Below are 24,667 nucleotides of genomic sequence, written 5' to 3'. Positions count from 1 at the left end.
TAACCCAATAACCTACAACTGGATTTGCCTGTCGATTTGTTGGTCCAAAGAAATAAAGGTTTCTGTTCTGGAAACGCCTTCAATTGCCTGAATTTTGGTATTTAATAAATGCATCAAATGTTCGTTATCCGAACAGATGATTTTAATTAAAATCGACCAGTTTCCAGTGGTATAGTGACATTCCAAAACTTCAGGAATTTTCTTTAAGTCGCGAACGGCCTCTGAATTTCGAGCGGCTTTGTCTAAATAGATTCCAACAAAAGCCATAGTATTGTATCCTAAAATTTTTTGGCTGACAACGAATTTAGATCCTGAAATCACCCCAGATTGTTCTAGTTTTCGCAAACGTTGGTGAATGGCAGCGCCTGAAATTCCTATTTTATTGGCAATTTGGAGAATGGGTTTTCGAGCATCTTCCATTAAATCGCGCAAAATTTCTTTGTCGATTCCGTCTATTTCTACTTGAAGTGAATTGATTTTCATAAATGTAAAAGTTATTGATTAGCGGTCATATGTTATCGCTTATTTATTTATTGGTGTTTGCTTGTGCAAACTTGTTTTTAATATAGATTTTACAAATTGATAATTGTAACCAAATTTCATTTTTTGGTTTGGATTGAAAATCAAAAGTAGATAATTTTAATGAAATATATTGTTATTGATCGTCTTAGCTTATAAAAAAAACCATCCGAAAGGGATGGTTTTTATATTGTATATGTGGATTTTTATTTTCCTTTATTTGCTTCAGCGACATATTTTTCTAGAGCCATTGTCATGGAAGGTGTTCCAGGAGTTGGAGCCATAATGTCAATTCGCAGTCCGTGATCTAATGCTTCTTTTTGAGTTGTACTTCCAAAAACAGCAATACGGGTGTCATTTTGTTTGAAATCAGGAAAATTCTTGAATAATGATTTTATACCTGTTGGGCTAAAGAATGCTAAAACATCATAATAAACGTCAGCCAAATCAGATAAGTCACTCATTACCGTCTTATAAAAAGTAGCTGGAGTCCAATCTACTTTTAAACCGTCTAAAGTAACCGGAATATCAGCATTCAATTGGTCTGAAGCAGGCAATAAGAATTTTTCGTCTTTGTATTTTTTGATTAGCGGAGATAAATCGGCAAAATCTTTTGGTCCTACGTAGATTTTACGTTTTCTGTAGACTACATATTTTTGTAGGTAAAACGCAATGGCTTCTGACTGACAAAAATATTTTAATCCTTCAGGAACTTTATAACGCATTTCTTCAGCCACTCTAAAAAAGTGATCTACTGCATTTTTACTTGTCAAAATAATCGCACTGTAATTATTCAAGTCAATTTTTTGCAGTCTAATTTCTTTTGCATTAACTCCTTCTACATGAATAAAAGGTCTGAAATCAATTTTTACTTTATGCTTTTGTTGCAGCTCAAAGTAAGGAGAATTCTCCACTTTAGGCTCTGGTTGCGACACCAAAATTGTTTTCACTTTCATACTATAACTTTTTCTATGCGACTCCTTTTGTAAACCAATAATAAATGAAATAGTAAGGAGCTATTTCAAGAGCGCAAAGATACAAAATAAAATAAAACAACTTGCTGAATATTAAATTTTGATAGTTTTTAATAGAAACCACGTAAGTTGCTAGGTTTGCAGCTATTACGATGCCAATAATTACAGTAGGTAACACTGTAGAAGTATTTTCGTAATAGAAAAATAACATATTAATTGGCAATAAAATAAGGCCAATATAAGTGCGGTAGGTTACCTTTTGATGATTGAATTGTTCTACAAATTCTTCAATATGGAAAGAGGTGGCTATTATTTTTTCGACTAACACTTTTGATAAAATGAAGAAAAGTAAAAAATTAGCAATCTGAATGTATTGCATCCAATCGTTTTTGTCTCCAAAACCAAAAATGTAAAGTGAAAGCTGAATGAAAAATGTAAATGAAATTATTTGAACAAAAAACAAGGCTATAGTGAAACCATTTTTTAAGTTGCTACTTTCTCGATGTATTTTAATGTATTTGTCTGAAAAAAGTAAGTTGGCAAAATCGCTAAATCGATTTTCAAAAACAGATTTTGTGATAGCGATAGTTGCAAAACAAATCAAAAACAAGAGTGTGACCCAGTCAGAGTTGTCAGTTAATCGGGGATGAAGTACATATTCATTCATAGTATCGCAAAATTACTAATTTTTTATTTCATTCTTTTTATTATAATTTTATTATGATTCAAATGGCATAAAAAGCTTACTTTTGCACTGAAATTACTCAAAATTATGAATGATTCCCTAGTTATAATCCCTACCTATAACGAAATCGAGAATATTGAAAGCATCATTAGAACGGTGCTCACGCTACATAAGCCTTTTCATGTTCTGATTATCGATGATAATTCGCCAGATCATACTGCGGATAAAGTCATTGCTTTACAGTCAGAGTTTTCAGGGAAGTTATTTCTAGAAAAAAGAGCTAAAAAATCGGGATTAGGTACAGCCTATGTTCATGGTTTTAAATGGGCTTTAGCCAATAAATACGACTATATATTTGAGATGGATGCTGATTTTTCTCATAATCCAACCGATTTAGAAAAATTATACCAAGCGTGTCACCTTGGAGATGCTGATTTAGCTATAGGTTCTCGCTATGTTACAGGAGTAAATGTGGTGAATTGGCCTTTAAGCCGTGTATTATTGTCTTATTTTGCTTCTGTATATGTTCGTTTTATAACCGGAATGAAAATTCACGATGCTACAGCAGGTTTTGTTTGTTACAAAAGACAGGTTTTAGAAAGTATTCATTTGGACCAAATCAAATTTGTAGGCTACGCATTCCAAATTGAAATGAAATACCGCACGTTTTGTAAAAAATTTAAAATTTCTGAAGTTCCAATTATATTTACAGATCGAACTAAAGGGCAATCAAAAATGAGCAATTCTATTATAGTAGAAGCCGTTTTTGGAGTTATTGCGCTTCGATTAAAAAGATTAGTCAACACATTATAAGAAAAAGATAGAATGAATAGGGTTTTAATTAAGAATGCCAAAATAGTAAACGAGGGAAGGATTTTTGAAGGCGATGTTTTAATAGAGGACGACTTAATTGTTGAAATCGCTGAAACAATTAGTGCTAAATCTGCTGATTGTAAAATTGTGGATGCCGAAGGGAACTATTTAATGCCTGGTGCAATTGATGATCAAGTACATTTTAGAGAGCCTGGATTAACTCATAAAGGAGATATAGAATCCGAATCTAGAGCTGCAGTTGCAGGAGGAATCACCTCATTTATTGAACAACCTAACACGGTGCCTAATGCTGTCACTCAAGAAATTCTTGAGGAAAAATATGAAATAGCTGCTCAAAATTCATTTGCGAATTATTCGTTTATGATGGGAGCAACAAACGATAATTTGGAGGAGGTATTAAAAACTAATCCAAAAAATGTAGCTGGAATTAAAATCTTTTTAGGTTCATCTACTGGGAATATGCTAGTAGATAATGAAGCTGTTTTAGAAAAAATATTCTCAAGTACACCCATGTTGATAGCAGTTCATTGTGAAGACGAAACAACTATAAAAAATAATTTGGCACAATACAAAGAAGAATATGGTGATGAGGTTCCGGTAACGGTTCATCATCTAATTCGAAGTACTGAAGCCTGTTATCTTTCGTCTTCAAAAGCAATTGCTTTAGCAAAAAAAACGGGAGCGAGATTGCACATATTTCATTTGTCAACGGCAAAAGAAATGGATTTGTTTACCAATAAAATTCCATTGGAAGACAAAAAGATTACTGCTGAGGTTTGTGTACATCATTTGTGGTTTACCAATGACGATTATGCTACCAAGGGTAATTTCATCAAATGGAATCCTGGGGTGAAAACGGCTAAAGATAAAGAAGCACTTTGGAAAGCGCTGTTAGATGACCGAATAGATGTTATTGCAACAGATCATGCGCCACATACGTTAGAAGAAAAACAACAATCGTATTTAAATGCTCCTTCTGGTGGGCCTTTAGTTCAACATGCAGTAGTTGCATTGTTTGAAGCCTTCCATCAAGGTAAAATAAGTGTAGAAAAGATTGTCGAGAAAATGTGTCACAATCCTGCTAAAATCTTCAAGATAGAAAAGCGCGGTTTTATAAAAGAAGGTTATTATGCCGATTTAGTAATTGTGAATGCTGGTTTGCCTTGGAGTGTAAAAAAAGAAAATATTTTGGCTAAATGTGGGTGGTCTCCTTTTGAAGGCTATACTTTTAAATCAAGAATTACGCATACATTTGTAAACGGACAATTGGTTTACAATGCTTTTAAAGTAAAAGACATTCGTGCTGGAAAGCGTTTGTTATTCAATAGATAAAATAGATGAAAAAGAGTATTTCATTATTGGCGATTTTAGCTCTTTTAGGGTGCAAAGAAGATTTGGTTAAAAAACCAGACCTGCTTATTGAGAAATCGAAGATGATGGAAATTATGTATGATTTAGCCTTATTAGAGGCTATTAAATACCAAAATCCAGCTGTTTTGGATTCAAATCAAATTCGGCCAAAACAGTTTATCTATAAGAAATACAAAATAGACAGCCTGCAATTAGCGCAAAACAATAGGTATTACGCTGCCGATTACAAAAGCTATAAGGTAATGTTTGAATCAGTAGTTAAGCGAATCGAAAGCGAAAAGAAACGAGCAAATGCAATTATTAAATTAGAAGAGAAAAAGAAAAAAATCAAAATTGCTCAACTAAAAAAGAAAAGACAGCTTGCTAAAAAAAGTAAAGATTCAATTGCAGTAGTTAAAACAAAAAAAGGCAGTATTTAAATACTGCCTTTTTTTGTTTTACAAGGATTTACCTTATTCTTTATCTCTTCCAAAGCGTTCAAAAATACTGATGTAATTGTTGAATGTCTTTTTCGATTTTTCGTATAAAGCAGTGTCGCCACTTTCTTTCATAATTTCTAATAAACCACGATAACGCTCTATATCGGTTACAATTTCTATAGCTATGTCCACTTGCTCTGTTGAAGACAAATGGCTGTAATAGTTTAAGTTTTCAGTGTATTTACCAATCAATTGATTTAATAACTTTTGCGCTTTAGCTTTTTCGCCCACATCATAATAGCCTTTTGCAAAAGGATCTACCAACGAATAGTATTCAAATTGATCTACAGGCATTTTTGTCATTGCTAAATCAATTACTTTTTTAGCCTTGTCCATTTTACCTTCTGCAATAAGTCTAGTCATTAATCGAGATAAATTCATTCGATAGGTAATGCTATTTCTTCGTGTTTCTGGATCATGATAAATAGATAAACTTTCACTGTTACCCCATTCCCATTGCATTACTTTATCAAACATGATATCAGTATCAATTTGACCCATGTCAATTTGGCTAGAACCTTTTGGTAATCGTGTTCTAACAGGAACTAATTTATAAACCATTCCTTCTAATTGAAGGAATTCTTTCATCCAAAGGTAATCCTCGTTATCAAAAGCGCCTCCGCTAAAATAAATTGGACGTTTCCAATTATTATTAGCCACAATATCTAACATCATTAACCTGTTTTTGTAAACAGCATTTCCTTTAATATCAATATCAATCGCCGATACGATAGAGTCATTGTATTTTGGATTCACCACTTTGTTTTTAATAATGGTGTTTTTATCAATTGGAATTCTAATTTTATTGGTTGGATAAAAATGGATAGTTTGCCCATTTTGCATTTCAACGGTTGACTTAGGGTTTTTAATAAACGAAATAAAATCTTTAACATCCCAGCGCGTTTCGATTTTTGGGATATGCGCTACATAATCTAATTTATCACCAACATATTCGTCATGCGTAAATGAAATTGGAAGCGGATCTGATTCGTAACTTTTCATTTTCATTTGGTCTATGTACCAATCAGTCATAAAAAGACTTGTATTGACAATCTTAACATCCGTTCTGAAATTTTCAATTTCTTGTGCATACCAAAGTGGAAAGGTATCATTATCTCCAATAGTAAATAAGATGGCATTTTTATCACACGAACTTAAATAGGCTTTAGCCATTGCAACTGCCGTATATTTATCAGAACGGTCGTGGTCATCCCAATTTTGGAATCCCATTAAAATAGGTGCAGCTAATAAACTACCAGCAATAATAACCGGTCCAGCAATTTTTGGTGCCAAATATTTTTTGGCGCTTTCATATAGTGAATACACACCAAAACCAATCCAAATAGCAAATACATAAAACGATCCTACTAAGGCATAATCGCGTTCACGAGGTTCGAATGGTCTTTCGTTTAAGTAAATTTTTAAGGCTATTCCTGTAAATAAGAATAAGGATAGTAATACATAAAAACTTTTTCGGTCTTTGCTAGCGTGGTACATCAATCCAATTAACCCTAGGATAAAAGGCAAGAAGAAATAAGTGTTACGTCCTTTGTTGTTCAAAATATCGGTTGGTAAATTGTCTTGAGAACCAAGATGTATGCTATCCATAAACGGTATACCACTAATCCAGTTTCCATTCAAATTGTCGTAACGCCCTTGAATATCATTTTGGCGACCTACAAAATTCCACATCAAATACCTCACATACATATAGCCAAATTGGTATTCAAACATAAAACGAAAATTATCAACCGTTGATGGTTTTTCAACAATCAAATAATCGCCATAGTTTTTTAAGAAGGCTACATAGCCTTCATTGTCAATTTCTTTTTGAGCGTAAGCTTGTCTAAACTCAAGCACTACTTTTTCAATTTCGCCTTTTAGTTGGGCTATGGCTTTATTGTACTCTTCTTCGCTTAATTGTCCTGCTTCGATTCCGTATTTGGCTAAATCCTCTTCGAAAGGATAGTCGTAATTAATTCTAAACTCAGGCGGATTAGTGAAGTTGATATAATTTTCTACATGATCTCCACTCCACAATCTTGGTAAAATGGTCTTGTGACTATCATCGCTATTTTGCACAGCATTTTTGAAATTATTAGTAATTTCATATTTGCCTGTGGTGTAGTCTCTTTCGTAGTTTGGCGCTTTATCTAAATACGGCTTGTCTTTATCTAAACCTGCAAAAGCTTCTGTGTATTGTGGTCCGTAAAAAAGTGGATTGACACCATATTGTTCTCTGTTGTAATAGGCAAGTACTTCGGCAGCATCCGAAGGTTTGTTTTCGTTAATTACAGTATTAGCATTAGCACGAATAGGTAACATCATCCAAGTGGAAAATCCAATTAAAATGAAAAGTGTACAAAGGATAATGGTATTATAGAAAACTAAACCTTTTTGTTTGGTGTAAAGCAATCCAAAATAGAAAAATGCAATTAGTAAAAGGGTTACAAATAGAGTTCCTGAATTAAATGGTAATCCCATTTCATTAACCATGAAAATTTCGGTTTTTCCAAAGAAAGCCATAGTTAACGGCAATAACATTTTGAAGATGAACAACAAAATAGAAATTACTACCACATTGGCAATGATGAAATTCTTAACGGTAACGGTTTTGTAATTTTTGAAAAAATATAAAAATCCAATCGCTGGAATTGTCAATAAAGCCATAAAGTGAACTCCAAAGGAAAGTCCGATAACAAGTGAAATGATCAACAGCCATTTATCGCCTCTTGGCGTATTCATTTCTTGTTCCCAACGCAATCCCAACCATAGCAATAAAGCAATTAATAAGGATGCCATAGCATACACTTCGGCTTCTACAGCATTGTACCAAAAACTATCAGAATAAGTATAGGCTAATGCGCCCACAAACGAACTTCCTAGAATAACAATCGAATTATCTTTATTAATTTCATTATACGAACCAATGATTTTTTTCAAAATCATACTCGATGACCAGAATAAAAACAAAATGGTGAAAGCACTAGAGACCACTGAGGTCATATTTACCATCAAGGCAATATGCTCATTGTCTATGGCAAACAGTGCAAAAAATGCCCCAATCATCTGAAATAAAGGCGCTCCTGGAGGGTGACCCACTTCTAGTTTTGCAGCTGTAGCAATGTATTCTCCACAATCCCAGAAACTCATCGTTGGTTCAACGGTTAGGGTATAGGTTACTAATGCTATTGCAAATGCAAACCAACCTAAAATAGTATTCCATTTATTAAAATTGAAATCGGCCTTATTCATGATTCAAATTGGGTTATTATTTTAAGATGCAAAGAAAATGTTTTTTTGCGTAATGAGACGAGCATTAACAAAAAATTCTATTATTGAAAATTGAGTAGTAATGAATTGGTTTTTAGTTGGTTTCTTCTTGCCTTTTGGCGAAGCCAAAAGTTTTTTGATAAAAACAATCCAAAAGTTTGCGCAAAATAAAATTTGTATTAAATTTGCACTCGCTTAACAGCACTGCTGGTCTATGGTGTAATGGTAACACAACTGTTTTTGGTGCAGTCTTTCTAGGTTCGAGTCCTAGTAGACCAACATAAAGCCTCTCAATTTCTTGAGAGGCTTTTTTTATTTAATAAAATGAATTGGAGCAATTGTTTCAATATATTCGGTTACCGATTTAAATTCAATATTCAAAACAGCTTTTATTTTAGAATTGTCATAGTTGCTTTTCGAAAACGAAGCTTTAGCACTATCTCGAGACAGTTTTCTTTTTTGAAAGAAAAAAGTAGATAAGAACCAATCGATTCTCCAAAATAGATTCACTAAAAATGGAGTAGCATGCCATTTAGGTCTATTTACTTGTAGGCAGTCAGCAATGCAATTCAGTATTTCTTGAAACGAATAATTATTTTCTATCAAGGTAAATCGTTCGTTTTTGATGTCACTATTCATCAATTGAATACTTGCTTTAATTACATCAGTAACGGCAATAAATCCTGTTGTTCCAAGAGTGTAAAATGATAATCCTTTGGCAACAGCCGAAAACAAAGCACCACTTCCTTGTTCTGGAAATCCAGGGCCTAAAATAATTCCTGGATTGACAATGATTACGTTTAAGCCTTCTTGTTGACCACGCCAAACCTCCATTTCGGCACCGTATTTAGAAATGGCATAATCGCTATGTGGTTTTTCGGGATTCCATTCGGTGGTTTCTGAAATAGTGGTTTCAACTGCATTTGGATCTCCCAAAGCGGCAATTGAACTCACAAATAGCATTTTTTTAATTCCGAATGCCAAGCAAAAATTAACGATGTTAGCCGTGCCTTCAATATTGGTTTTACGAATCGCATCTTCCTCTTTTGGATCGAAAGAAATCAAAGCAGCACAATGGTAAACGAATTCAATATTTTGAAAAGCGATTTCCAAAGAAGGAATGTCAAGAATATCCCCTTCGATCCATTCAATTTTTTCAAATAAATGGGATTTGTGGTAAAGGGAAAACAAATTTTTAGTTTTCTCAATGGAAGATACGTTTCGATATAAGGCACGAACATTTTCTCCTTGCTCCACTAAATGAAGTAAGAGATGTGCGCCTACTAAACCCGTTCCACCTGTGACTAAAATCATGTGGTAAAGATACTTTTTTTTTGCTATTGCCACGAAGCCACGAAGTCGCAAAGTTTTTTGTCATTGCGAGGAGAACCGACGAGGCAATCTTTTTAGTCACTGATTCACAGATTTTTATTTTAATTTTTACTATTGAAATTGATTTTTGAAATTGGCCTTGATTTTTGATGTTGCAATTGCCATTGCCATTGAAATTTCTATCTTTGCTCAAATTGATTATAAAAATGAAAAATTTAGTAGAAGAATTACAATGGCGTGGCTTGGTTCATGATATCATGCCGGGAACTGAAGACCAACTTTTGAAAGAAATGACAACGACCTATATTGGATTTGATCCAACTTCAGATTCGTTGCATATTGGTAGTTTGGTTCCGATTTTATTGTTAGTTCATTTGAAAAATTTTGGACATAAACCGATTGCTTTGGTTGGTGGTGCAACAGGTATGATTGGAGATCCATCAGGAAAATCAGACGAAAGAAATTTGTTGGACGAAGCTACGTTGGCACACAATGTAGAAGGCATCAAAGCAGTACTGTCTCGTTTCTTAGATTTTAATTCGAAGGATGTGAATGCCCCTGTTTTAGTTAATAATTACGATTGGATGAAGGATTTATCATTCATCAATTTTGCGCGTGATGTGGGTAAACGTATTACCGTAAACTACATGATGGCAAAAGATTCGGTTAAGAAACGATTGTCTGGAGAAGGCGAAGGAATGTCGTTTACCGAGTTTACTTACCAATTAATTCAAGGATACGATTTTTACCATTTGCACAAAGAATACAATTGTTTGTTGCAAATGGGAGGATCGGATCAATGGGGAAATATCACAACTGGAACCGAATTAGTTCGTCGTATGAATGCCGAAGGTGCCAAAGCATACGCCATGACTTGTCCGTTGATAACTAAGGCAGATGGTTCTAAATTCGGAAAATCAGAGGGCGGGAATGTGTGGTTAACGGCTGATAAAACTTCGGTGTATAAATTTTACCAATTCTGGTTGAACACTACTGATGTGGATGCTGAGAAATACATTAAAATTTTCACCTTTTTAGATAAAGCAACTATTGATGCTTTAATTGTTGAACATCAAGTAGCGCCTCATTTGAGAGTGTTGCAAAGAAAATTAGCGGAAGAAGTAACCACTTTGGTGCATTCTAAAGAAGAATTAGAGAAAGCGATTAAAGCTTCGAATATTCTTTTCGGAAATGCTTCGGCGGCTGATTTGAAGCAATTGGACGAAGCGACTTTCTTAGAAGTTTTTGACGGAGTGCCTCAAGCGGAAATTGCTAAAAATGAAATTGAAGCGGGATTGGATATTGTAACTGTTTTAAATGAAAAAACAGGTTTCTTTAAATCCAATGGAGAGGCGAGAAGAGCCTTGACAGCCAATTCAATTTCGGTAAATAAAGAAAAAATCACTGAAGAATACCAACTTTCAACTAACGATTTAATCAATAATCAGTTTGTGCTTTTACAAAGTGGAAAGAAAAATTATTTTATTGTAAGAGTGAAGTAATTCATTAGTTTGGTTATTTAACCACAAAGTGCACTAAGAAGGCACGAAGTTCGCTAAGTAAATTTTTTAAGAAATTGTCACACAGTTTTTAAAGAAATTTTAAATATTTGTGACTTTGAGCCTTAGTGGCAAATACTATTTCTTTGTTCCGTTTATCGTTTCAAATAATTCCAAGGCATTTCCATCAGTAAGCATCGAAACATAGTGACAAATGTGTAGCAATCTGTCGTATAGATTTTCTTTTTCTACATTGTGTTTCTCAGGCAACATTTTTAGAATTAATTGGTCGTAATTGGAAGCAGTTCCATTGAATTTATTGTTCATCGCCGAAATGAATTTATCCAATAAGGTTTGGATAATTTGGTAGCCCACAATTTCTTTTTCGATGACTTCGCGACTTTGATAAATGTTATTTACACTCAATTTAATGATGTCGTCCATTTGTGCTTTGTACTTGCTTTTGTTGGTTAGCGCATACGGAAATTTTCCAGCCAAAATAGCTTCTTCGTTTTCAATAAAAACACGAACCGCATCATTAATTAAACTGCCAATCGCTAATGCTCTCAAGTAACTGATTCGGTCTTCTTTTGTATTTAAAGTGCTGTATTTAGCACTGTCAATTGAATCTTTAACTAGTTTAATTAAATATTCTAAAGCATATTCTTCTTGGACTAAGCCTAAATTGATTCCGTCTTCAAAATCAATAATGGTATAACAAATGTCATCGGCAGCTTCAACCAAATAGGCAAGCGGATGTCTTTCGAATCCAATATCTTTTCCTGATTTATTTGGAATCAATCCCATGTCTGCAGCGACTTCTTCGAAGAATGCTTTGTCTGATTGAAAGAAGCCGTATTTTTTATCGGCAATATCTTTGGTTGGTTTTTTAGGTAAACTTTCTTTTGGGTATTTCATAAAAGCACCTAGGGTTGCAAATGAAATTCGCAAACCTCCTTCTATTCCTGGACGATCAGCTGTCAAAACTGAAAATCCATTGGCATTGCCTTCAAAATCAATTAAATCTTGCCATTGTTTAGGAGTGAGTTGGTCTTTGTATTGTTGTCCTTTTCCAATCGAGAAATATTCACCTATGGCTTTTTCACCGGAATGGCCAAAAGGTGGATTTCCGATGTCGTGTGCTAATGAAGCAGCGGCAACAATAGCCCCAAAATCATTCATGTGGTAGCCGTGAACTTCTTTTAAATGCGGGTATTTTTCTAGGATTTTTTTACCCACCAATCGGCCTAAAGAACGTCCCACAACCGATACTTCTAAACTATGCGTTAATCGGGTGTGAACAAAATCAGTTTTAGAAAGTGGGATAACCTGGGTTTTATCTTGCAAACTTCTAAACGCCGCTGAAAAGATAATACGGTCGTAATCTACTTCAAATCCCAAACGGGTATCGTCTTGTTCTACGCGCAATCTTTTGCCTTTGTCGCCTTGTCTTTTTAATGATAAAAGTTGTTCCCAGTTCATCGCTTGGTGTTAATTGTGAATTACAAATGTAAATAAAAAGAGACTGTCTAAAAAGCCTTGTTATTGTCAAACTGAACTTGTTTCAGTTTCTATAAATAATCGATACTATTTTATAGATTCCGAAATAAATTCGGAATGACAATTCTGGTGCTTTTTAGACAGCCTCTTAGAAAGTATATGTAGAAAGATTAAAACGGTAAATCGTCTGGCTCTTCTTCATTTAAATTAGTTGCTGGAGCAAAAGTTTCTGCAGCTGGCATTGGAGGAGTTTGTGGAGCAGCTGCTGGAGCCTCTGCTTGTACTTTTCCAATTCTCCATCCTTGGATAGTATTGAAATAAACGGTTTCTCCTTGTTGGTTGGTCCATTCTCGACCTCTTAGATTGATGTCGATTTTTACTTGGTCACCTACTTGGTAATTGTTTAATAAGTCACATTTATCTTGAACAAATTGCACCAAAATATGTTGCGGGTATTGTTCGTCAGTAGTAACAACAATATCTCTTTTTTTGAAACCACCAGAACCTACTTCTTTAGTTTGGTCAATCATTTTTACTCTTCCTGTAACTTCCATCTGTATTATTTTTTTAGTTTATTTCTACTTTAGATTTACAAATATACTAACTTCTTCTAATTTAGGCAATAGGTCTTTATTTGCCAATATTAATTTTTTCGTAGGCTTTGCACTAAAATTTTTTTCAAATTATTTCGTTACATTTATAATCTAAATTGAATCTATGTTTTTTTCGGATAAACGCAACACTACGCGCTGGTTCATTATCTTGGCTTCTTTTTGTATTATCTCATTAATACTTTGGAATACCTATACTTTTTTCCAAATATTTAAGAATGAAGAGCGTTTGAAAATGAATCTTTGGGCCAAAGCTCAGAAAACATTGATCAATGCGGATGAAAATACGGATGTGGAATTGCCGCTGCAAATTTTCAGCACCAATTCGTCTATTCCAATTATTTTAACCGAGAATAACAAGATCATTAATGCAGTAAATGTTGATGATAAAATTATCAAAAGCAAATCGGAATCAGCAAATTTTTTAGCGAATCTTAAAAATGAAAATGACCCCATTGTAATTGAATATGCTCCCGGAAAATTTCAGGAGTTGTATTATGGCAATTCGGCTTTATTAAATAAATTAAAATACTACCCAATTGCATTGTTGTTAATTATCGTTTTATTTGCCGCTTTGGTGTATAATTTTTATCGCAGTACCAAGATGGCGACTCAAAACAAACTTTGGGCGGGAATGGCTAAGGAAACTGCCCACCAAATAGGAACGCCTCTTTCGTCTTTGATTGGTTGGATCGAATTATTGAAAGCCGAAAATGTTGCTGAATCCACAACACTGGAAATCGAAAAAGATATTGAGCGTTTGCAAACGATTACGGATCGTTTTTCTAAAATTGGATCAGAACCCAAATTAGAGAATCAAGATATTATCGCAGCTACACAAGCAACCTTTGATTATTTACAATCACGTTTTTCAAAGCAAGTCGTGTTTTCTTTTCACGCGCCTGAGTTGCCTGTTTTTGTTTTGATTAATCCTACTTTGCACAGTTGGACTATTGAGAATTTGGTTAAAAATGCCATTGATGCAATGAAAGGTAAGGGAAATTTAGATTTGGTTATTGAGCAAGAAGGGGATTCGGTAAAAATTAAGGTTTCTGATACTGGAAATGGAATATTAAAAAGCCAATTCAAAAAGATATTTGAACCTGGTTTTACTACCAAAAAAAGAGGTTGGGGTTTAGGGCTTTCTTTGACTAAGCGAATTGTGGAAGAATACCATAAAGGGTTTATTAAAGTAGTTCTGTCCGAAATTGGAAAAGGAAGTACAATACAATTGAGTTATAAAAAAAGCGAATCCGTTTAAATTGATTCGCTTTTTTATATTTTACAAATGGCTCTGAATTTCTTTGGCTAAAGCCTCAAATTCATCTTTGCTCATTGTTACTTTATTTTGGAAACGCATTTCATCCATTTCGTTCAATGGAATTAGGTGAATGTGAGCGTGAGGTACTTCTAAACCTATTGCCGCCATTCCTATGCGTTTGCAAGCCACTGTTTTTTGCAAGGCTGTAGCTATTTTTTTAGAAAATTGCATCAAACCTAAATACAATTCATCGTCTATTTCAAAAAGTTGGTCAATTTCTTGTTTTGGAATGCATAGCGTATGTCCTTTTGCATTGGGATTGACATCCAAAAATGCCAAGAAATTAGCGTCTTCTGCAATTTTGTAACAAGGGATTTCTCCGTTTACAATTTTGGTAAAAATAGAGCTCATAGGATTCAATTTAGTCTCTGGTAATTTCTAAAATATCAAATTTTAAAACCCCATTAGGAACCGTAATTTCAGCCACTTCGCCAACCGATTTTCCTAATAAGCCTTTTCCAATAGGAGAGGTTACGGAAATCTTTCCAGTTTTTAAATCGGCTTCGCTTTCAGCAACCAAAGTATAAATCATTTCCATTCCGTTAGTTTGGTTTTTGATTTTTACTTTAGACAATACCAATACTTTGGAAACGTCTAAATGAGTTTCGTCTATCAAACGTGCGTTAGAATGGATTTCTTCTAATTTGGCAATACGCATCTCCAGCATACCTTGCGCTTCTTTGGCTGCATCGTATTCGGCATTTTCAGATAAATCTCCTTTATCTCTTGCATCAGCAATATCTTGTGATGCTTTTGGGCGCATCACATTTTTTAAATAATCTAGTTCTTCTCTTAATTTTTTTAATCCTTCTGCGGTGTAATAAGATACTGTGCTCATAACTTCATTGTTTATATAAAATAGAAAAAATCCCATCGGGACGGGATTTCTTTTCACAAAGATACTATAATTTTAATTAGTTCATAATTAAATTCTTTGTTACCATCTATATCAAAAGTAAATAATTTAAATTTGTTTCACTAATACTATGGTGCAAAAATGGTTGAAATGAAAAAACGCGTCTTATTGATCTATCTTTCCGTATTGTTTTTTTCTTGTTCAGATAATGGTCCAGTGAACAATAATCCATTCCTACAAAATGTTGCGTTTTCTGTAGATATCAATATGAATTTGCCGCTGTATTCTAATCTTTTATATCCTAGTAATGCAGTTTATGTTGCTGGAAGAGGAGTCAAAGGGCTAATTATTTTTAATACTGGCAGTGGCTATAATGCCTTTGACGCAGCTTGCCCAAACCAAACCCCAACAGCTTGTTCTACATTGACAATTAACGGAATTGAAGCTGTTTGCCCGTGTGATAATAAATCTTATAATTTATTTTCTGGACAAGGAAGTTTGCAGTATCCAATGAAACAATACCGTGTACAAGTAAATGGGAATGTGTTGCGAGTTTATAATTAAAAAAATCCTGACATTGCTGCCAGGATTTTCAAAAATAATCTAGAATTTAAAAGTAACTCCCGCCAAAAAATTAGTTCCTGCTTGAGGGTAGTAATAAGGATAGATGTCCCACATATAACCGTTAGATACATATTTTTGGTTGAAGATATTGTTGATTAAAGCATTGAATTCAATTGTTTTAAAGATCGTTTTCGGTTTTATTTCATAAGAAATGTTTAAATCGTTTACGAAATAGGCATCAAGTTTAGCAACTGATGATTCTATATTATTCATAAATTGTGAACCCACATATTTTTGCAACCAAACGATTTGAACTTGATTTACGGGTTTATAAATAATGCTATTTCCTGCAATTAATGAAGGAGAAAAAGAGATGTCTGTGGTGCCAAAATTTTGTCCGTCAACATTTAAGTCGATATTTTTATTGCGGCTTAGGGTAAAATTAGGACGCACACTAAGCTGCTCGCTGAACATCCAATTCGCATCAACTTCTAATCCTAAACGAAAACTTTTCTCACTATTAGAGCGAATCGGATTTCCTACATCATCAAGGGTTCCAGTTAAGATCAATTGGTCTCGGTACGCCATATAGTAGAAGTTAGAATTCAATTGAAATTTGTCTGAGGCAAATCGCCAACCTAATTCGTAATCATTTAATTGTTCTGGTCTCACATTGCCTCCAATATAATCTGATCTATTAGGCTCTCTGTTAGCTCTAGCAAATGAGAAATACAAATTACTATTACTATTTACAGTATAGTTTAATCCAGCCTTTGGATTAAAAAAAGTAAAGCTATCATTCACTAATCCTGTTTCAATAGCATTGGCTCTGTAGTGTACGTTTCTAATTTGTACATCACCAAATAGGCTTAATTTTGTAGTAGCTTGGTAGTTGATTTTGGAGTATAAATTACCGTCCGTTTTTGTTGCTACATCATCATAATAGCGATCGCCTAATTCTGATTGCGAAGCAAAGCGAGCCCAAATTACGTTTCCGAAGTGATCACCCTCATATTTATTAATTCCTCCCCCCAAAAACAAATCTACTTTTTCGGACTCATAATTGGCAGAGAATGTGGTTCCGTAAAAATCATTATCCAACCATTTTCGACGAACTAGGTCGGTTGTATTCATAGTTGAACCACTGATTGTAAAGGGATTTAAACCATATTCACTAAAATTAGCATCTTCTTTATAGTTTTCAAAGTAGCCTCTTCCTTTAGTGTAGTGAAATGCAAGATTCGTATTCCAGTTTTCGGATACTCTTTCATTCCAATGCAATTGGTAGTGATCTTGTTGGTAATTGTCCGTTTCATTGTCATAAAAACGTGTTTGTCCTGTTTCGTCAGTGAATATTCCAGCCGAATTAAAAGTTCTATTAGTCAACAATGTTTCTCCGTCTATTCCATTCCACGATTGGTAGGTTTTTTCATTTCCGCCAAAAACAAGTGCTTTTATCAAACTTGTTTTACCAACATAAGTTCCTTGTAAGAAATAGGATTTTAAATCCGAACTTGCTCTGTCAATATAACCATCTGATTCCAATTTAGACAATCGTCCGGCTATTTCAAATCGATCGTTGAGTAAGCCCGTGCTGAATTTCACAGTATGTTTCCTAGTATTGAAACTACCAAATGAATTCGAGATTTCCCCATACGCTTTCTCTGAATAGGAATCAGTTAGCATATTCAAGCTGGCGCCAAAAGCTCCTGCACCATTGGTAGAAGTTCCAACCCCACGCTGTAATTGAATGCTCTGAAGTGAAGAGGCAAAGTCAGGCATATTGACCCAAAATGTTCCATGACTTTCTGAATCGTTGTACGGAATTCCGTTGATGGTTACATTGACACGAGTTGCATCGCTTCCACGAACACGAATCCCGGTGTAACCCACTCCATTTCCAGCATCAGAAGTAGTTACCACTGACGGCATATAGTTCATTAAAATAGGAATGTCTTGCCCTAAATTACGGGTCTTAATTTCCTTTTGGGAAAGGTTGCTAAAACTAACAGGAGTTTTAGAGGTTACTCGAATTGCTGAAACTAATACTTCATCGAGTTGATTCACCTTTGTTGTGTCTTTTAGCTTTTCTTGTGAGAATGTTGCTAAAGCAAACAATAGGAAAGAGCCTAAAAATAATTGCTTTTGACTCGTTTTGAATAATACATTTTTCATTCGTAAAAAAAATTACGAATAACAGGGGTAAATTATTCTTAGTTAATAAATAAATTGGTTACTCCAAACCATAATTTAACGTGCACTTTAAATGTATGATTTGCTTTTCCCTTAGCAGCATTACCTGCCCAGGTTCATTGGGTATAATCTCAGCTCGTTATTTAGAGCACCCCGTGAGACGATGCAAAGATAAAACTAAAAACGGCAATTACAATATCAATTTAAAAATTCAAAATCAAACTTTGAGTCCTTGTGTCTTTGCGGCAAAATAGCTAATCTAAATCAGGTTTTCTCCTTGATTTTTTAATTTCGCCAAGACTTTTTTTGTCTTTTATTCTTTTTCGGATGGCGGCTTTAGGAATTTTGGTTGCTTTTCGCTCTTTGGGTACAAAAAGCCCTTTTTTTACTAATTCAAAAAAGCGTTTGATTACAATTTCCTTGTTTTTGAGTTGGCTACGGTCTTCGTCACAGTTTAAAATTAAAACGTTTTCTGAAGTTAATCGTGAACTGAGATTATTAGCCAATAGTGTTTTTTCTTCTTCTGAAAGTCCTTGTGATTTTGGAATATCAAAAGTTAGAACGACTTTTGAAGAAACTTTATTCACGTTTTGCCCGCCCGCTCCACTACTGCGAACGGCTTTAAAACTAAGTTCGGTAAAAAGTTGTTCTCTGTTCATTTTTTTTCTGCCACGAAGGCCCAAAGGCTCTAAGGATTTTATGCTTAATGTTTCTTAATTAAAAATAAGGATTATTTATTAATTCCGTTAAGATACATTTGAACAAATTCTAGTGAAGTTTGCCCATTTTGTAATGCAACGGTTAAGTCATCAATTATAGAAACTGCTTTTTTAAGTCGTAAACTAGCATCGCCAGAAAGGGTAATGAATGGTTTGTTGTTGTCAATTAAGGATTGTTTGAAAACGCTAAAAACTGTTTCACGACCTTCAGGTTTGTCTCGCAAATCATCTTTCTCCCACGGCACATCGATATTGGTTAAGAAAAACAAATCGTATTCGTGTTCGCGAGCTGCTTGGTCTAACAGAGGATCGCAATAGTTGTAATATACTTCGGAGAAAACTTTGGTCACCATTAAATTGGTATCGCAAAACAGATACTGATTGGCTGTTGCCATTTTTTCGTTTTCGAGTTGGGTTTGGCCGTAAGCAATAGGTAACATATCATTTACATCACAAATGGCTTGGTGTTTGTCCCATTTTTCTTGAAGATAGTCGCGTGCAAATTCAGGAACCCAATCAGTTTGGTAGTATTCTGCCAATTGTTTTGCCAAGGTTGTTTTGCCGGTACTTTCGGGACCAAATAAGGCAATTTTTAGTATTCTTTTAGCGCCTGTTGGGAGCTGTTTAAGGTTTTCTTCCATTCTAAATAGCCGTATACGGCAACAATTGTAAATACTACATATTGAAAACTTGTAAAGAATAATCCTTTACCAAAATATAAAGGAATTGAGACTAGATCTCCAATAATCCAAAATACCCAATTTTCTATTTTACGTTTGGCCATAAGCCACATTCCAATAAAGAAAATTCCGGTAACAAATGTATCTACATAGGCATACCATGTATTAAACTTATCAAAATAAAGATAAACCGCGACTACAAATGCGGTAGTAAAGATAAATATAAATAGGGACATACGCTTCTCGGCATTCGAAATGACAGAAATAGGAAATTCAACAATGCCATCTTTTTTTCGTGTCCAACAATACCAACCGTATACACTCATAGTAAAGTAGTAGCCGTTAATCATCATGTCTCCCCAAAGGGTCCATTTCCAAAGCAGATACACATAAATAAACGTGCTAATCATACCGGTTGGGAATACTAAAATATTATCCTTTTTAGCATACCAAACACTGGCAATTCCTAAAATAACGGCAATTATTTCTAAAACAATGTCGTAGGTTTGATAGTCTTTATATTGCGAAAAGAAGAATTCTATCATAATTAATGTTCTTGAATTGTGTCGTTATTCTCAAAAGCATATACTAGTGTAAAATTAGCATCCAATTCTGAAAAATGGATGTTGAATTTTTGTTTGGCTCCATTAAAATTTAAATCGGCTGTAGTTTGAGTTTGGTTTAATTCGAAAGGAACTACTTGAATATGGTCTTTAAAACTGATTCCTTTTTCATTTTTAATTTTAAAAAGAGCTTCTTTAGCTCCCCATTTTACGGTTAGTTTTTTGATATAATCGGTAAGGTCTGTTTTCTGAAGTCGGCTCAATTCTTCGTCATTGACAAATTTATGAGCGATTTTCAAAATTTTTTCGCGTTGCATTTCGATGTCGATCCCAACAGCTTCGTTACTTACAATGATGGCCGAAAAATGATGGGAATGGGTAATCGACACTTCGGTAAACTCAGTGTGACGATTTTTGGAATGTAAATGTGGTTTTCCAAATTCATCATATTCCAAATCAAAATCCGAATAACCTGCTAACTCTAATAATTTGCGCACGCTCAGAAAAGCACGTTGGTGCATCTCGGATTTCATACCGTTGAGTCGCAATTGACTTTTTTCGTTCAATTGGACTTCTTGGTTCAATTGTTCGAAGGATTCGGTGATGTTCCAAATCAGGATTTGTGTGTTGGAATTGTGTTGAATAGTTTTATACAATGGCATACCGAAAACGTGTTTTAGCCCCGACAGTAGCGACATCCTTTGTTGCTGACTGAGGCTCTTGAAGGCAGTAGCAAAGATAAAGCGAATGGCGGGAATAGCTCCAAAAAGAAATGAATTTCAATTATTTTGTTGATTTTTAAAAGATTAGCGCCCTAAACAATTCATAAATGTAGGGGAATGTTTTTAAAATCATAAGTTATTATGTAATTTTGCAAAAATTTTTACAATAACAAATATACTATAAATGAGTACAGCAACGATGCCTTATGTGGCTTACAAAGTAAAAGACATTTCTCTAGCGGCTTGGGGAAGAAAAGAAATTGAATTAGCAGAAGCTGAAATGCCTGGATTAATGGCACTTCGTGCAGAATATGCAGCCGAACAACCATTAAAAGGGGCTCGTATTGCAGGATGCTTGCATATGACCATTCAAACTGCGGTTTTGATTGAAACTTTAATTGCATTGGGAGCTGAGGTGACTTGGTCTTCTTGTAATATTTTCTCTACTCAAGATCAGGCTGCTGCTGCTATTGCTGCTGCTGGAATTCAAGTGTATGCTTGGAAAGGTTTGAATGAAGAAGATTTTGACTGGTGTATTGAACAAACTTTATTCTTTGGTGAAGATAGAAAACCATTGAACATGATTTTGGACGATGGTGGTGATTTGACTAATATGGTTATTGATCGTTACCCTCATTTAGTAGAAGGAATCAAAGGATTGTCTGAAGAAACTACAACAGGAGTACATAGATTATACGAAAGAGTAAAAGCAGGAACATTACCAATGCCAGCTATTAACGTAAATGACTCTGTTACTAAATCGAAATTTGACAACAAATACGGATGTAAAGAATCAGCTGTTGATGCAGTTAGAAGAGCAACTGATATTATGTTGGCTGGAAAAAGAGTAATTGTTTGCGGATACGGTGACGTAGGAAAAGGAACAGCAGCTTCATTTAGAGGTGCAGGTTCTATTGTAACGGTAACTGAAATCGATCCAATTTGCGCTTTACAAGCAGCAATGGACGGTTTTGAAGTAAAGAAATTGAATACAGTTATTGGAACTGCTGATATTATCATTACTACTACTGGAAATAAAGATATTGTTTTAGGTTCTCACTTCGAACAAATGAGAGACAAAACGATTGTATGTAACATTGGACACTTTGATAACGAAATTGATATGGCTTGGTTGAACAAAAACTTTGGTCATACTAAAAACGAAGTGAAACCTCAAGTAGATATTTACAACGTAAACGGAAAAGATATTATCATCTTGGCCGAAGGTCGTTTGGTAAACTTAGGTTGTGCTACAGGTCACCCAAGTTTTGTGATGAGTAACTCATTTACAAACCAGACTTTGGCACAAATAGAATTATGGAAAAACAGTGCGGCTTATAATAATGAGGTGTACATGTTACCAAAACATTTAGATGAAAAAGTAGCGGCTTTACACTTGGCTAAATTAGGCGTAGAATTAGAGACATTGCGTCCAGAGCAAGCAGCTTACATTGGTGTGGAGGTTCAAGGACCATTCAAACCAGAATACTATAGATATTAGTCAGACGGCTTAGACTTTTTATAAAGTTAGATTTTTAGATTGAAAAACCCTTACAGCAATGTAAGGGTTTTTTATTTTTGACACTGTTTTAATTTTAAACAAAAAAACCTGTTTCGTGAGAAACAGGTTTTTTAATGATCTATAAAATCGTACAGATTATGCTTCGAATGGAAGGATAGAAACGTATGATTTGTTATCTCTTTTCTTTTGGAACTTAACAACTCCATCTACTCTTGCGTGTAGTGTGTGATCTTTACTGATGTAAACGTTTTCACCTGGATTGTGTTTAGAACCTCTTTGTCTTACGATGATGTTTCCAGCAATAGCAGCTTGACCACCAAAAATCTTAACGCCTAAACGTTTTGATTCTGATTCTCTACCATTCTTCGAACTACCGACACCTTTCTTGTGAGCCATGACGTATTGGTTTTAATATTGTTAATTATTCTTTAGTATCTTCTTTTTTAGCTTTTGGAGCTGCCTTTTTAGCTTTTGGAGCTGGTTTAGCTTCCTCAGTTGCTGGCGCTTCAGCTACTACTTTTTCTTTTTTAGGTGCTGCAGCTTTTTTAGCTCCACCTACTGTAATACCTTCAATTACAATTTGAGTAAGATATTGTCTGTGACCGTTTCTCTTTTTGTACCCTTTTCTTCTTTTCTTTTTGAAAATGATAACTTTGTCTCCTTTTAAGTGTTGTAACACTTTAGCTTCTACAGAAGCACCTTCTATAGCTGGGGCGCCTAAAGTTACATTACCTTTGTCATCTACTAAAAGAACTTTGTCAAAAGAAACTTTTGAACCTTCTTCGTTAGCCAAACGGTGAACATAAACCTTTAAGTCTTTGCTTACTTTGAATTGTTGCCCTGCTATCTCTACGATTGCATACATACGAAATTGTTTTTATTAATTTTAAGGTTGCAAATATACAATTAATAATTTACTGTGCAATCTCTCTGAATAAAAAGTTTTTGGATCCTGTATTTGCTAAAAAACGGATGTTAATTATTTATCAAAATGGTTGAGTTTTAGAAATACTAAATAAAAAAAACTATTTTTGATGTAACAATAGTTTCTTGAGAGTATCTAATTAGAATTCCTTAGGAGTATTAAAACCTAAATCTAACTTTAAATTATTAATCTTTATGAAAAAATCTATCATGATGTTGAGTGCTGCATTGATGCTGGGAGGAGTTGCTTCTGCTCAGAAAGTTGCTTTTGAAGAGTACAACTTAGACAATGGATTGCACGTAATTTTGCACAACGATCCTTCGGCTCCGACGGTGGTTACTTCGGTAATGTACCACGTAGGTGCTAAAGACGAACAACCAGACCGAACCGGTTTTGCTCACTTTTTTGAACATTTGTTGTTTGAAGGAACTGAAAACATTAAACGTGGCGAGTGGTTTAAAATTGTTACCAGTAACGGTGGTGTAAATAATGCTAATACTACTGAAGATAGAACCTATTATTACGAGGTTTTTCCTTCTAACAATTTAGAGTTAGGTTTATGGATGGAAGCAGAGCGTTTATTACATCCAGTAATCAATCAAATAGGAGTTGATACTCAAAATGAGGTGGTTAAGGAAGAGAAAAGATTGCGTTATGACAATAGTCCTTACGGACAATTAATTCCGCAAGTAAAGAAGAATATGTTTAAAAACCATCCATACCGATGGACCACTATTGGTTCTATGGAACATTTAGACGCAGCTAAGCTAGAGGAATTCCAAGCGTTTAATAAAAAATTCTACATTCCAAACAATGCGGTTTTAGTTGTTGCTGGAGATTTCAAACCAGAACAAGCTAAAGAATGGATTCAAAAATATTTTGGGGTAATTCCAAAAGGAACACCAATTAAACGTGCCACTTTTGAAGAGGCACCAATTACCGAAACGATCAAAGCTAATTTTGAGGATCCAAACATTCAATTGCCAATGGTGGTAACTGCATACAGAACACCATCTATGAAAACTCGTGAAGCTAGAGTATTGGATATGATTTCGTCTATTTTGAGTGACGGAAAAAGTTCTAGAATGTACAAAAAGATTGTAGATGACAAAAAAATGGCGCTACAAATAGGAGCTTTCAATTATAGTCAAGAAGATTATGGAACATACATATTATATGGTTTACCTCAATCGCCATTTACTGCGGCTAATCTGTTGGGTGAAATAGACGAAGAAATAGTAAAACTTCAAACGGAGTTAATTTCTGAGAAAGATTTACAAAAATTACAAAATCAATTTGACAATCAATACGTGAATAGTAATTCAACTATTGAGGGAATTGCTAGTAATTTGGCAACCTATCATATGTTGTATGGAGATGTGAATTTAATTAATACTGAAATTGATATGTATCATTCTATTACTCGTGAAGAAATTAGGGATGTAGCAAAGAAGTATTTAAATCCAAACCAAAGAATGGTGTTGGATTATGTTCCAGTGAAAGATAAATCCCAAAACTAAGATAC

Annotated in this window: 24 protein-coding genes and 1 tRNA gene; 9 read left to right on the top strand and 16 right to left on the bottom strand. The window is 34.4% G+C overall.

Annotation, left to right across the window (positions count from 1 at the left end):
* Positions 1-12: 12 nt before the first annotated feature.
* The 3 genes from LPC20_RS01690 to LPC20_RS01680 form a co-directional block, all read right to left on the bottom strand.
* Positions 13-483 (bottom strand): Lrp/AsnC family transcriptional regulator, encoded by a 471-nt coding sequence (locus tag LPC20_RS01690; RefSeq protein ID WP_229325872.1) that lies wholly within the window; start codon positions 481-483, stop codon positions 13-15.
* 242 nt (positions 484-725) lie between these two features.
* Complete coding sequence (locus LPC20_RS01685; protein ID WP_229325870.1) at positions 726-1,475, bottom strand: uroporphyrinogen-III synthase; 750 nt, start codon at positions 1,473-1,475, stop codon at positions 726-728.
* A 13-nt stretch (positions 1,476-1,488) separates the two neighbouring features.
* Positions 1,489-2,160, bottom strand: coding sequence for a DUF4271 domain-containing protein (locus tag LPC20_RS01680; RefSeq protein ID WP_229325868.1), 672 nt, complete (start codon positions 2,158-2,160; stop codon positions 1,489-1,491).
* Between the two features lie 105 nt (positions 2,161-2,265).
* Between LPC20_RS01680 and LPC20_RS01675 the strand changes: the two genes are divergently transcribed.
* From LPC20_RS01675 to LPC20_RS01665, 3 genes are read left to right on the top strand one after another with little or no spacing between them, the layout of a single operon-like run.
* Positions 2,266-2,991 (top strand): polyprenol monophosphomannose synthase, encoded by a 726-nt coding sequence (locus tag LPC20_RS01675; RefSeq protein WP_229325866.1) that lies wholly within the window; start codon positions 2,266-2,268, stop codon positions 2,989-2,991.
* A 12-nt stretch (positions 2,992-3,003) separates the two neighbouring features.
* Positions 3,004-4,344: a dihydroorotase gene (locus LPC20_RS01670; RefSeq protein ID WP_229325864.1), complete on the top strand. Its 1,341-nt coding sequence runs from the start codon at positions 3,004-3,006 to the stop codon at positions 4,342-4,344.
* Between the two features lie 5 nt (positions 4,345-4,349).
* A complete protein-coding gene (locus LPC20_RS01665) occupies positions 4,350-4,802 on the top strand; it encodes a DUF4296 domain-containing protein (RefSeq protein ID WP_229325862.1) in 453 nt (150 codons plus the stop codon).
* Positions 4,803-4,835: 33 nt separating this feature from the next.
* Here the strand turns inward: LPC20_RS01665 and LPC20_RS01660 are convergent, their stop codons facing one another.
* Positions 4,836-8,117 carry a glycosyltransferase family 117 protein gene (locus tag LPC20_RS01660; protein WP_229325860.1) on the bottom strand — a complete coding sequence of 1,094 codons (3,282 nt, stop codon included), beginning with the start codon at positions 8,115-8,117 and terminating at the stop codon, positions 4,836-4,838.
* Between the two features lie 226 nt (positions 8,118-8,343).
* On the opposite strand from LPC20_RS01660, the gene LPC20_RS01655 reads away from it, so the two are divergent.
* A tRNA-Gln gene (locus LPC20_RS01655) sits at positions 8,344-8,414 on the top strand.
* Positions 8,415-8,447: 33 nt separating this feature from the next.
* Here LPC20_RS01655 and LPC20_RS01650 read toward each other — a convergent pair.
* Positions 8,448-9,449 carry an NAD-dependent epimerase/dehydratase family protein gene (locus LPC20_RS01650; protein ID WP_229325858.1) on the bottom strand — a complete coding sequence of 334 codons (1,002 nt, stop codon included), beginning with the start codon at positions 9,447-9,449 and terminating at the stop codon, positions 8,448-8,450.
* Positions 9,450-9,673: 224 nt separating this feature from the next.
* Between LPC20_RS01650 and tyrS the strand changes: the two genes are divergently transcribed.
* On the top strand, positions 9,674-10,969 hold the full coding sequence (gene tyrS / locus LPC20_RS01645) for a tyrosine--tRNA ligase (protein WP_229325856.1): 1,296 nt from the start codon (positions 9,674-9,676) through the stop codon (positions 10,967-10,969).
* Positions 10,970-11,104: 135 nt separating this feature from the next.
* Here the strand turns inward: tyrS and LPC20_RS01640 are convergent, their stop codons facing one another.
* Both LPC20_RS01640 and LPC20_RS01635 read right to left on the bottom strand, forming a co-directional pair.
* The gene (locus LPC20_RS01640) at positions 11,105-12,448 is read right to left on the bottom strand and encodes a deoxyguanosinetriphosphate triphosphohydrolase (RefSeq protein WP_229325854.1); all 1,344 of its coding nucleotides are present in this window, start codon (positions 12,446-12,448) and stop codon (positions 11,105-11,107) included.
* Between the two features lie 188 nt (positions 12,449-12,636).
* Complete coding sequence (locus LPC20_RS01635; protein ID WP_229317761.1) at positions 12,637-13,020, bottom strand: DUF3127 domain-containing protein; 384 nt, start codon at positions 13,018-13,020, stop codon at positions 12,637-12,639.
* 163 nt (positions 13,021-13,183) lie between these two features.
* On the opposite strand from LPC20_RS01635, the gene LPC20_RS01630 reads away from it, so the two are divergent.
* Positions 13,184-14,338, top strand: a complete 1,155-nt coding sequence (locus LPC20_RS01630) for a sensor histidine kinase (RefSeq protein WP_229325852.1) — start codon at positions 13,184-13,186, stop codon at positions 14,336-14,338.
* Positions 14,339-14,359: 21 nt separating this feature from the next.
* Here the strand turns inward: LPC20_RS01630 and LPC20_RS01625 are convergent, their stop codons facing one another.
* A complete protein-coding gene (locus tag LPC20_RS01625; protein WP_229325850.1) occupies positions 14,360-14,749 on the bottom strand; it encodes an HIT family protein in 390 nt (129 codons plus the stop codon).
* 10 nt (positions 14,750-14,759) lie between these two features.
* Positions 14,760-15,236: a transcription elongation factor GreA gene (gene greA, locus LPC20_RS01620; protein ID WP_229325848.1), complete on the bottom strand. Its 477-nt coding sequence runs from the start codon at positions 15,234-15,236 to the stop codon at positions 14,760-14,762.
* A 168-nt stretch (positions 15,237-15,404) separates the two neighbouring features.
* On the opposite strand from greA, the gene LPC20_RS01615 reads away from it, so the two are divergent.
* A complete protein-coding gene (locus tag LPC20_RS01615; protein WP_229325846.1) occupies positions 15,405-15,818 on the top strand; it encodes a Rieske (2Fe-2S) protein in 414 nt (137 codons plus the stop codon).
* Between the two features lie 39 nt (positions 15,819-15,857).
* On the opposite strand, the gene LPC20_RS01610 is transcribed toward LPC20_RS01615, so the two are convergent.
* The 5 genes from LPC20_RS01610 to LPC20_RS01590 form a co-directional block, all read right to left on the bottom strand.
* A complete protein-coding gene (locus LPC20_RS01610) occupies positions 15,858-17,993 on the bottom strand; it encodes a TonB-dependent receptor (protein WP_229325844.1) in 2,136 nt (711 codons plus the stop codon).
* Positions 17,994-18,265: 272 nt separating this feature from the next.
* On the bottom strand, positions 18,266-18,670 hold the full coding sequence (gene arfB / locus LPC20_RS01605; RefSeq protein WP_229325841.1) for an alternative ribosome rescue aminoacyl-tRNA hydrolase ArfB: 405 nt from the start codon (positions 18,668-18,670) through the stop codon (positions 18,266-18,268).
* Between the two features lie 71 nt (positions 18,671-18,741).
* On the bottom strand, positions 18,742-19,371 hold the full coding sequence (locus tag LPC20_RS01600; protein ID WP_229325839.1) for an AAA family ATPase: 630 nt from the start codon (positions 19,369-19,371) through the stop codon (positions 18,742-18,744).
* Complete coding sequence (pnuC, locus tag LPC20_RS01595) at positions 19,323-19,955, bottom strand: nicotinamide riboside transporter PnuC (protein ID WP_229325837.1); 633 nt, start codon at positions 19,953-19,955, stop codon at positions 19,323-19,325. Before pnuC ends, LPC20_RS01600 begins: the two co-directional genes overlap by 49 nt.
* Before the next feature lie 2 nt (positions 19,956-19,957).
* The gene (locus LPC20_RS01590) at positions 19,958-20,635 is read right to left on the bottom strand and encodes a 4'-phosphopantetheinyl transferase family protein (protein ID WP_229325835.1); all 678 of its coding nucleotides are present in this window, start codon (positions 20,633-20,635) and stop codon (positions 19,958-19,960) included.
* 244 nt (positions 20,636-20,879) lie between these two features.
* Between LPC20_RS01590 and ahcY the strand changes: the two genes are divergently transcribed.
* Positions 20,880-22,196, top strand: a complete 1,317-nt coding sequence (gene ahcY / locus LPC20_RS01585; protein ID WP_229325833.1) for an adenosylhomocysteinase — start codon at positions 20,880-20,882, stop codon at positions 22,194-22,196.
* A 156-nt stretch (positions 22,197-22,352) separates the two neighbouring features.
* Here ahcY and rpmA read toward each other — a convergent pair whose 3' ends face one another.
* Complete coding sequence (gene rpmA, locus LPC20_RS01580) at positions 22,353-22,613, bottom strand: 50S ribosomal protein L27 (RefSeq protein WP_007805051.1); 261 nt, start codon at positions 22,611-22,613, stop codon at positions 22,353-22,355.
* 25 nt (positions 22,614-22,638) lie between these two features.
* Positions 22,639-23,082: a 50S ribosomal protein L21 gene (gene rplU, locus LPC20_RS01575; RefSeq protein WP_229325831.1), complete on the bottom strand. Its 444-nt coding sequence runs from the start codon at positions 23,080-23,082 to the stop codon at positions 22,639-22,641.
* Positions 23,083-23,336: 254 nt separating this feature from the next.
* Between rplU and LPC20_RS01570 the strand changes: the two genes are divergently transcribed.
* A complete protein-coding gene (locus tag LPC20_RS01570; protein ID WP_229325829.1) occupies positions 23,337-24,662 on the top strand; it encodes a M16 family metallopeptidase in 1,326 nt (441 codons plus the stop codon).
* Positions 24,663-24,667 lie beyond the last annotated feature (5 nt).

Source organism: Flavobacterium ammonificans, from assembly GCF_020886115.1.
GTDB lineage: Bacteria > Bacteroidota > Bacteroidia > Flavobacteriales > Flavobacteriaceae > Flavobacterium > Flavobacterium ammonificans.
The sequence above is the reverse complement of the archived record's forward strand: the minus strand, read 5'-3'. Positions and strand labels throughout refer to the sequence as shown.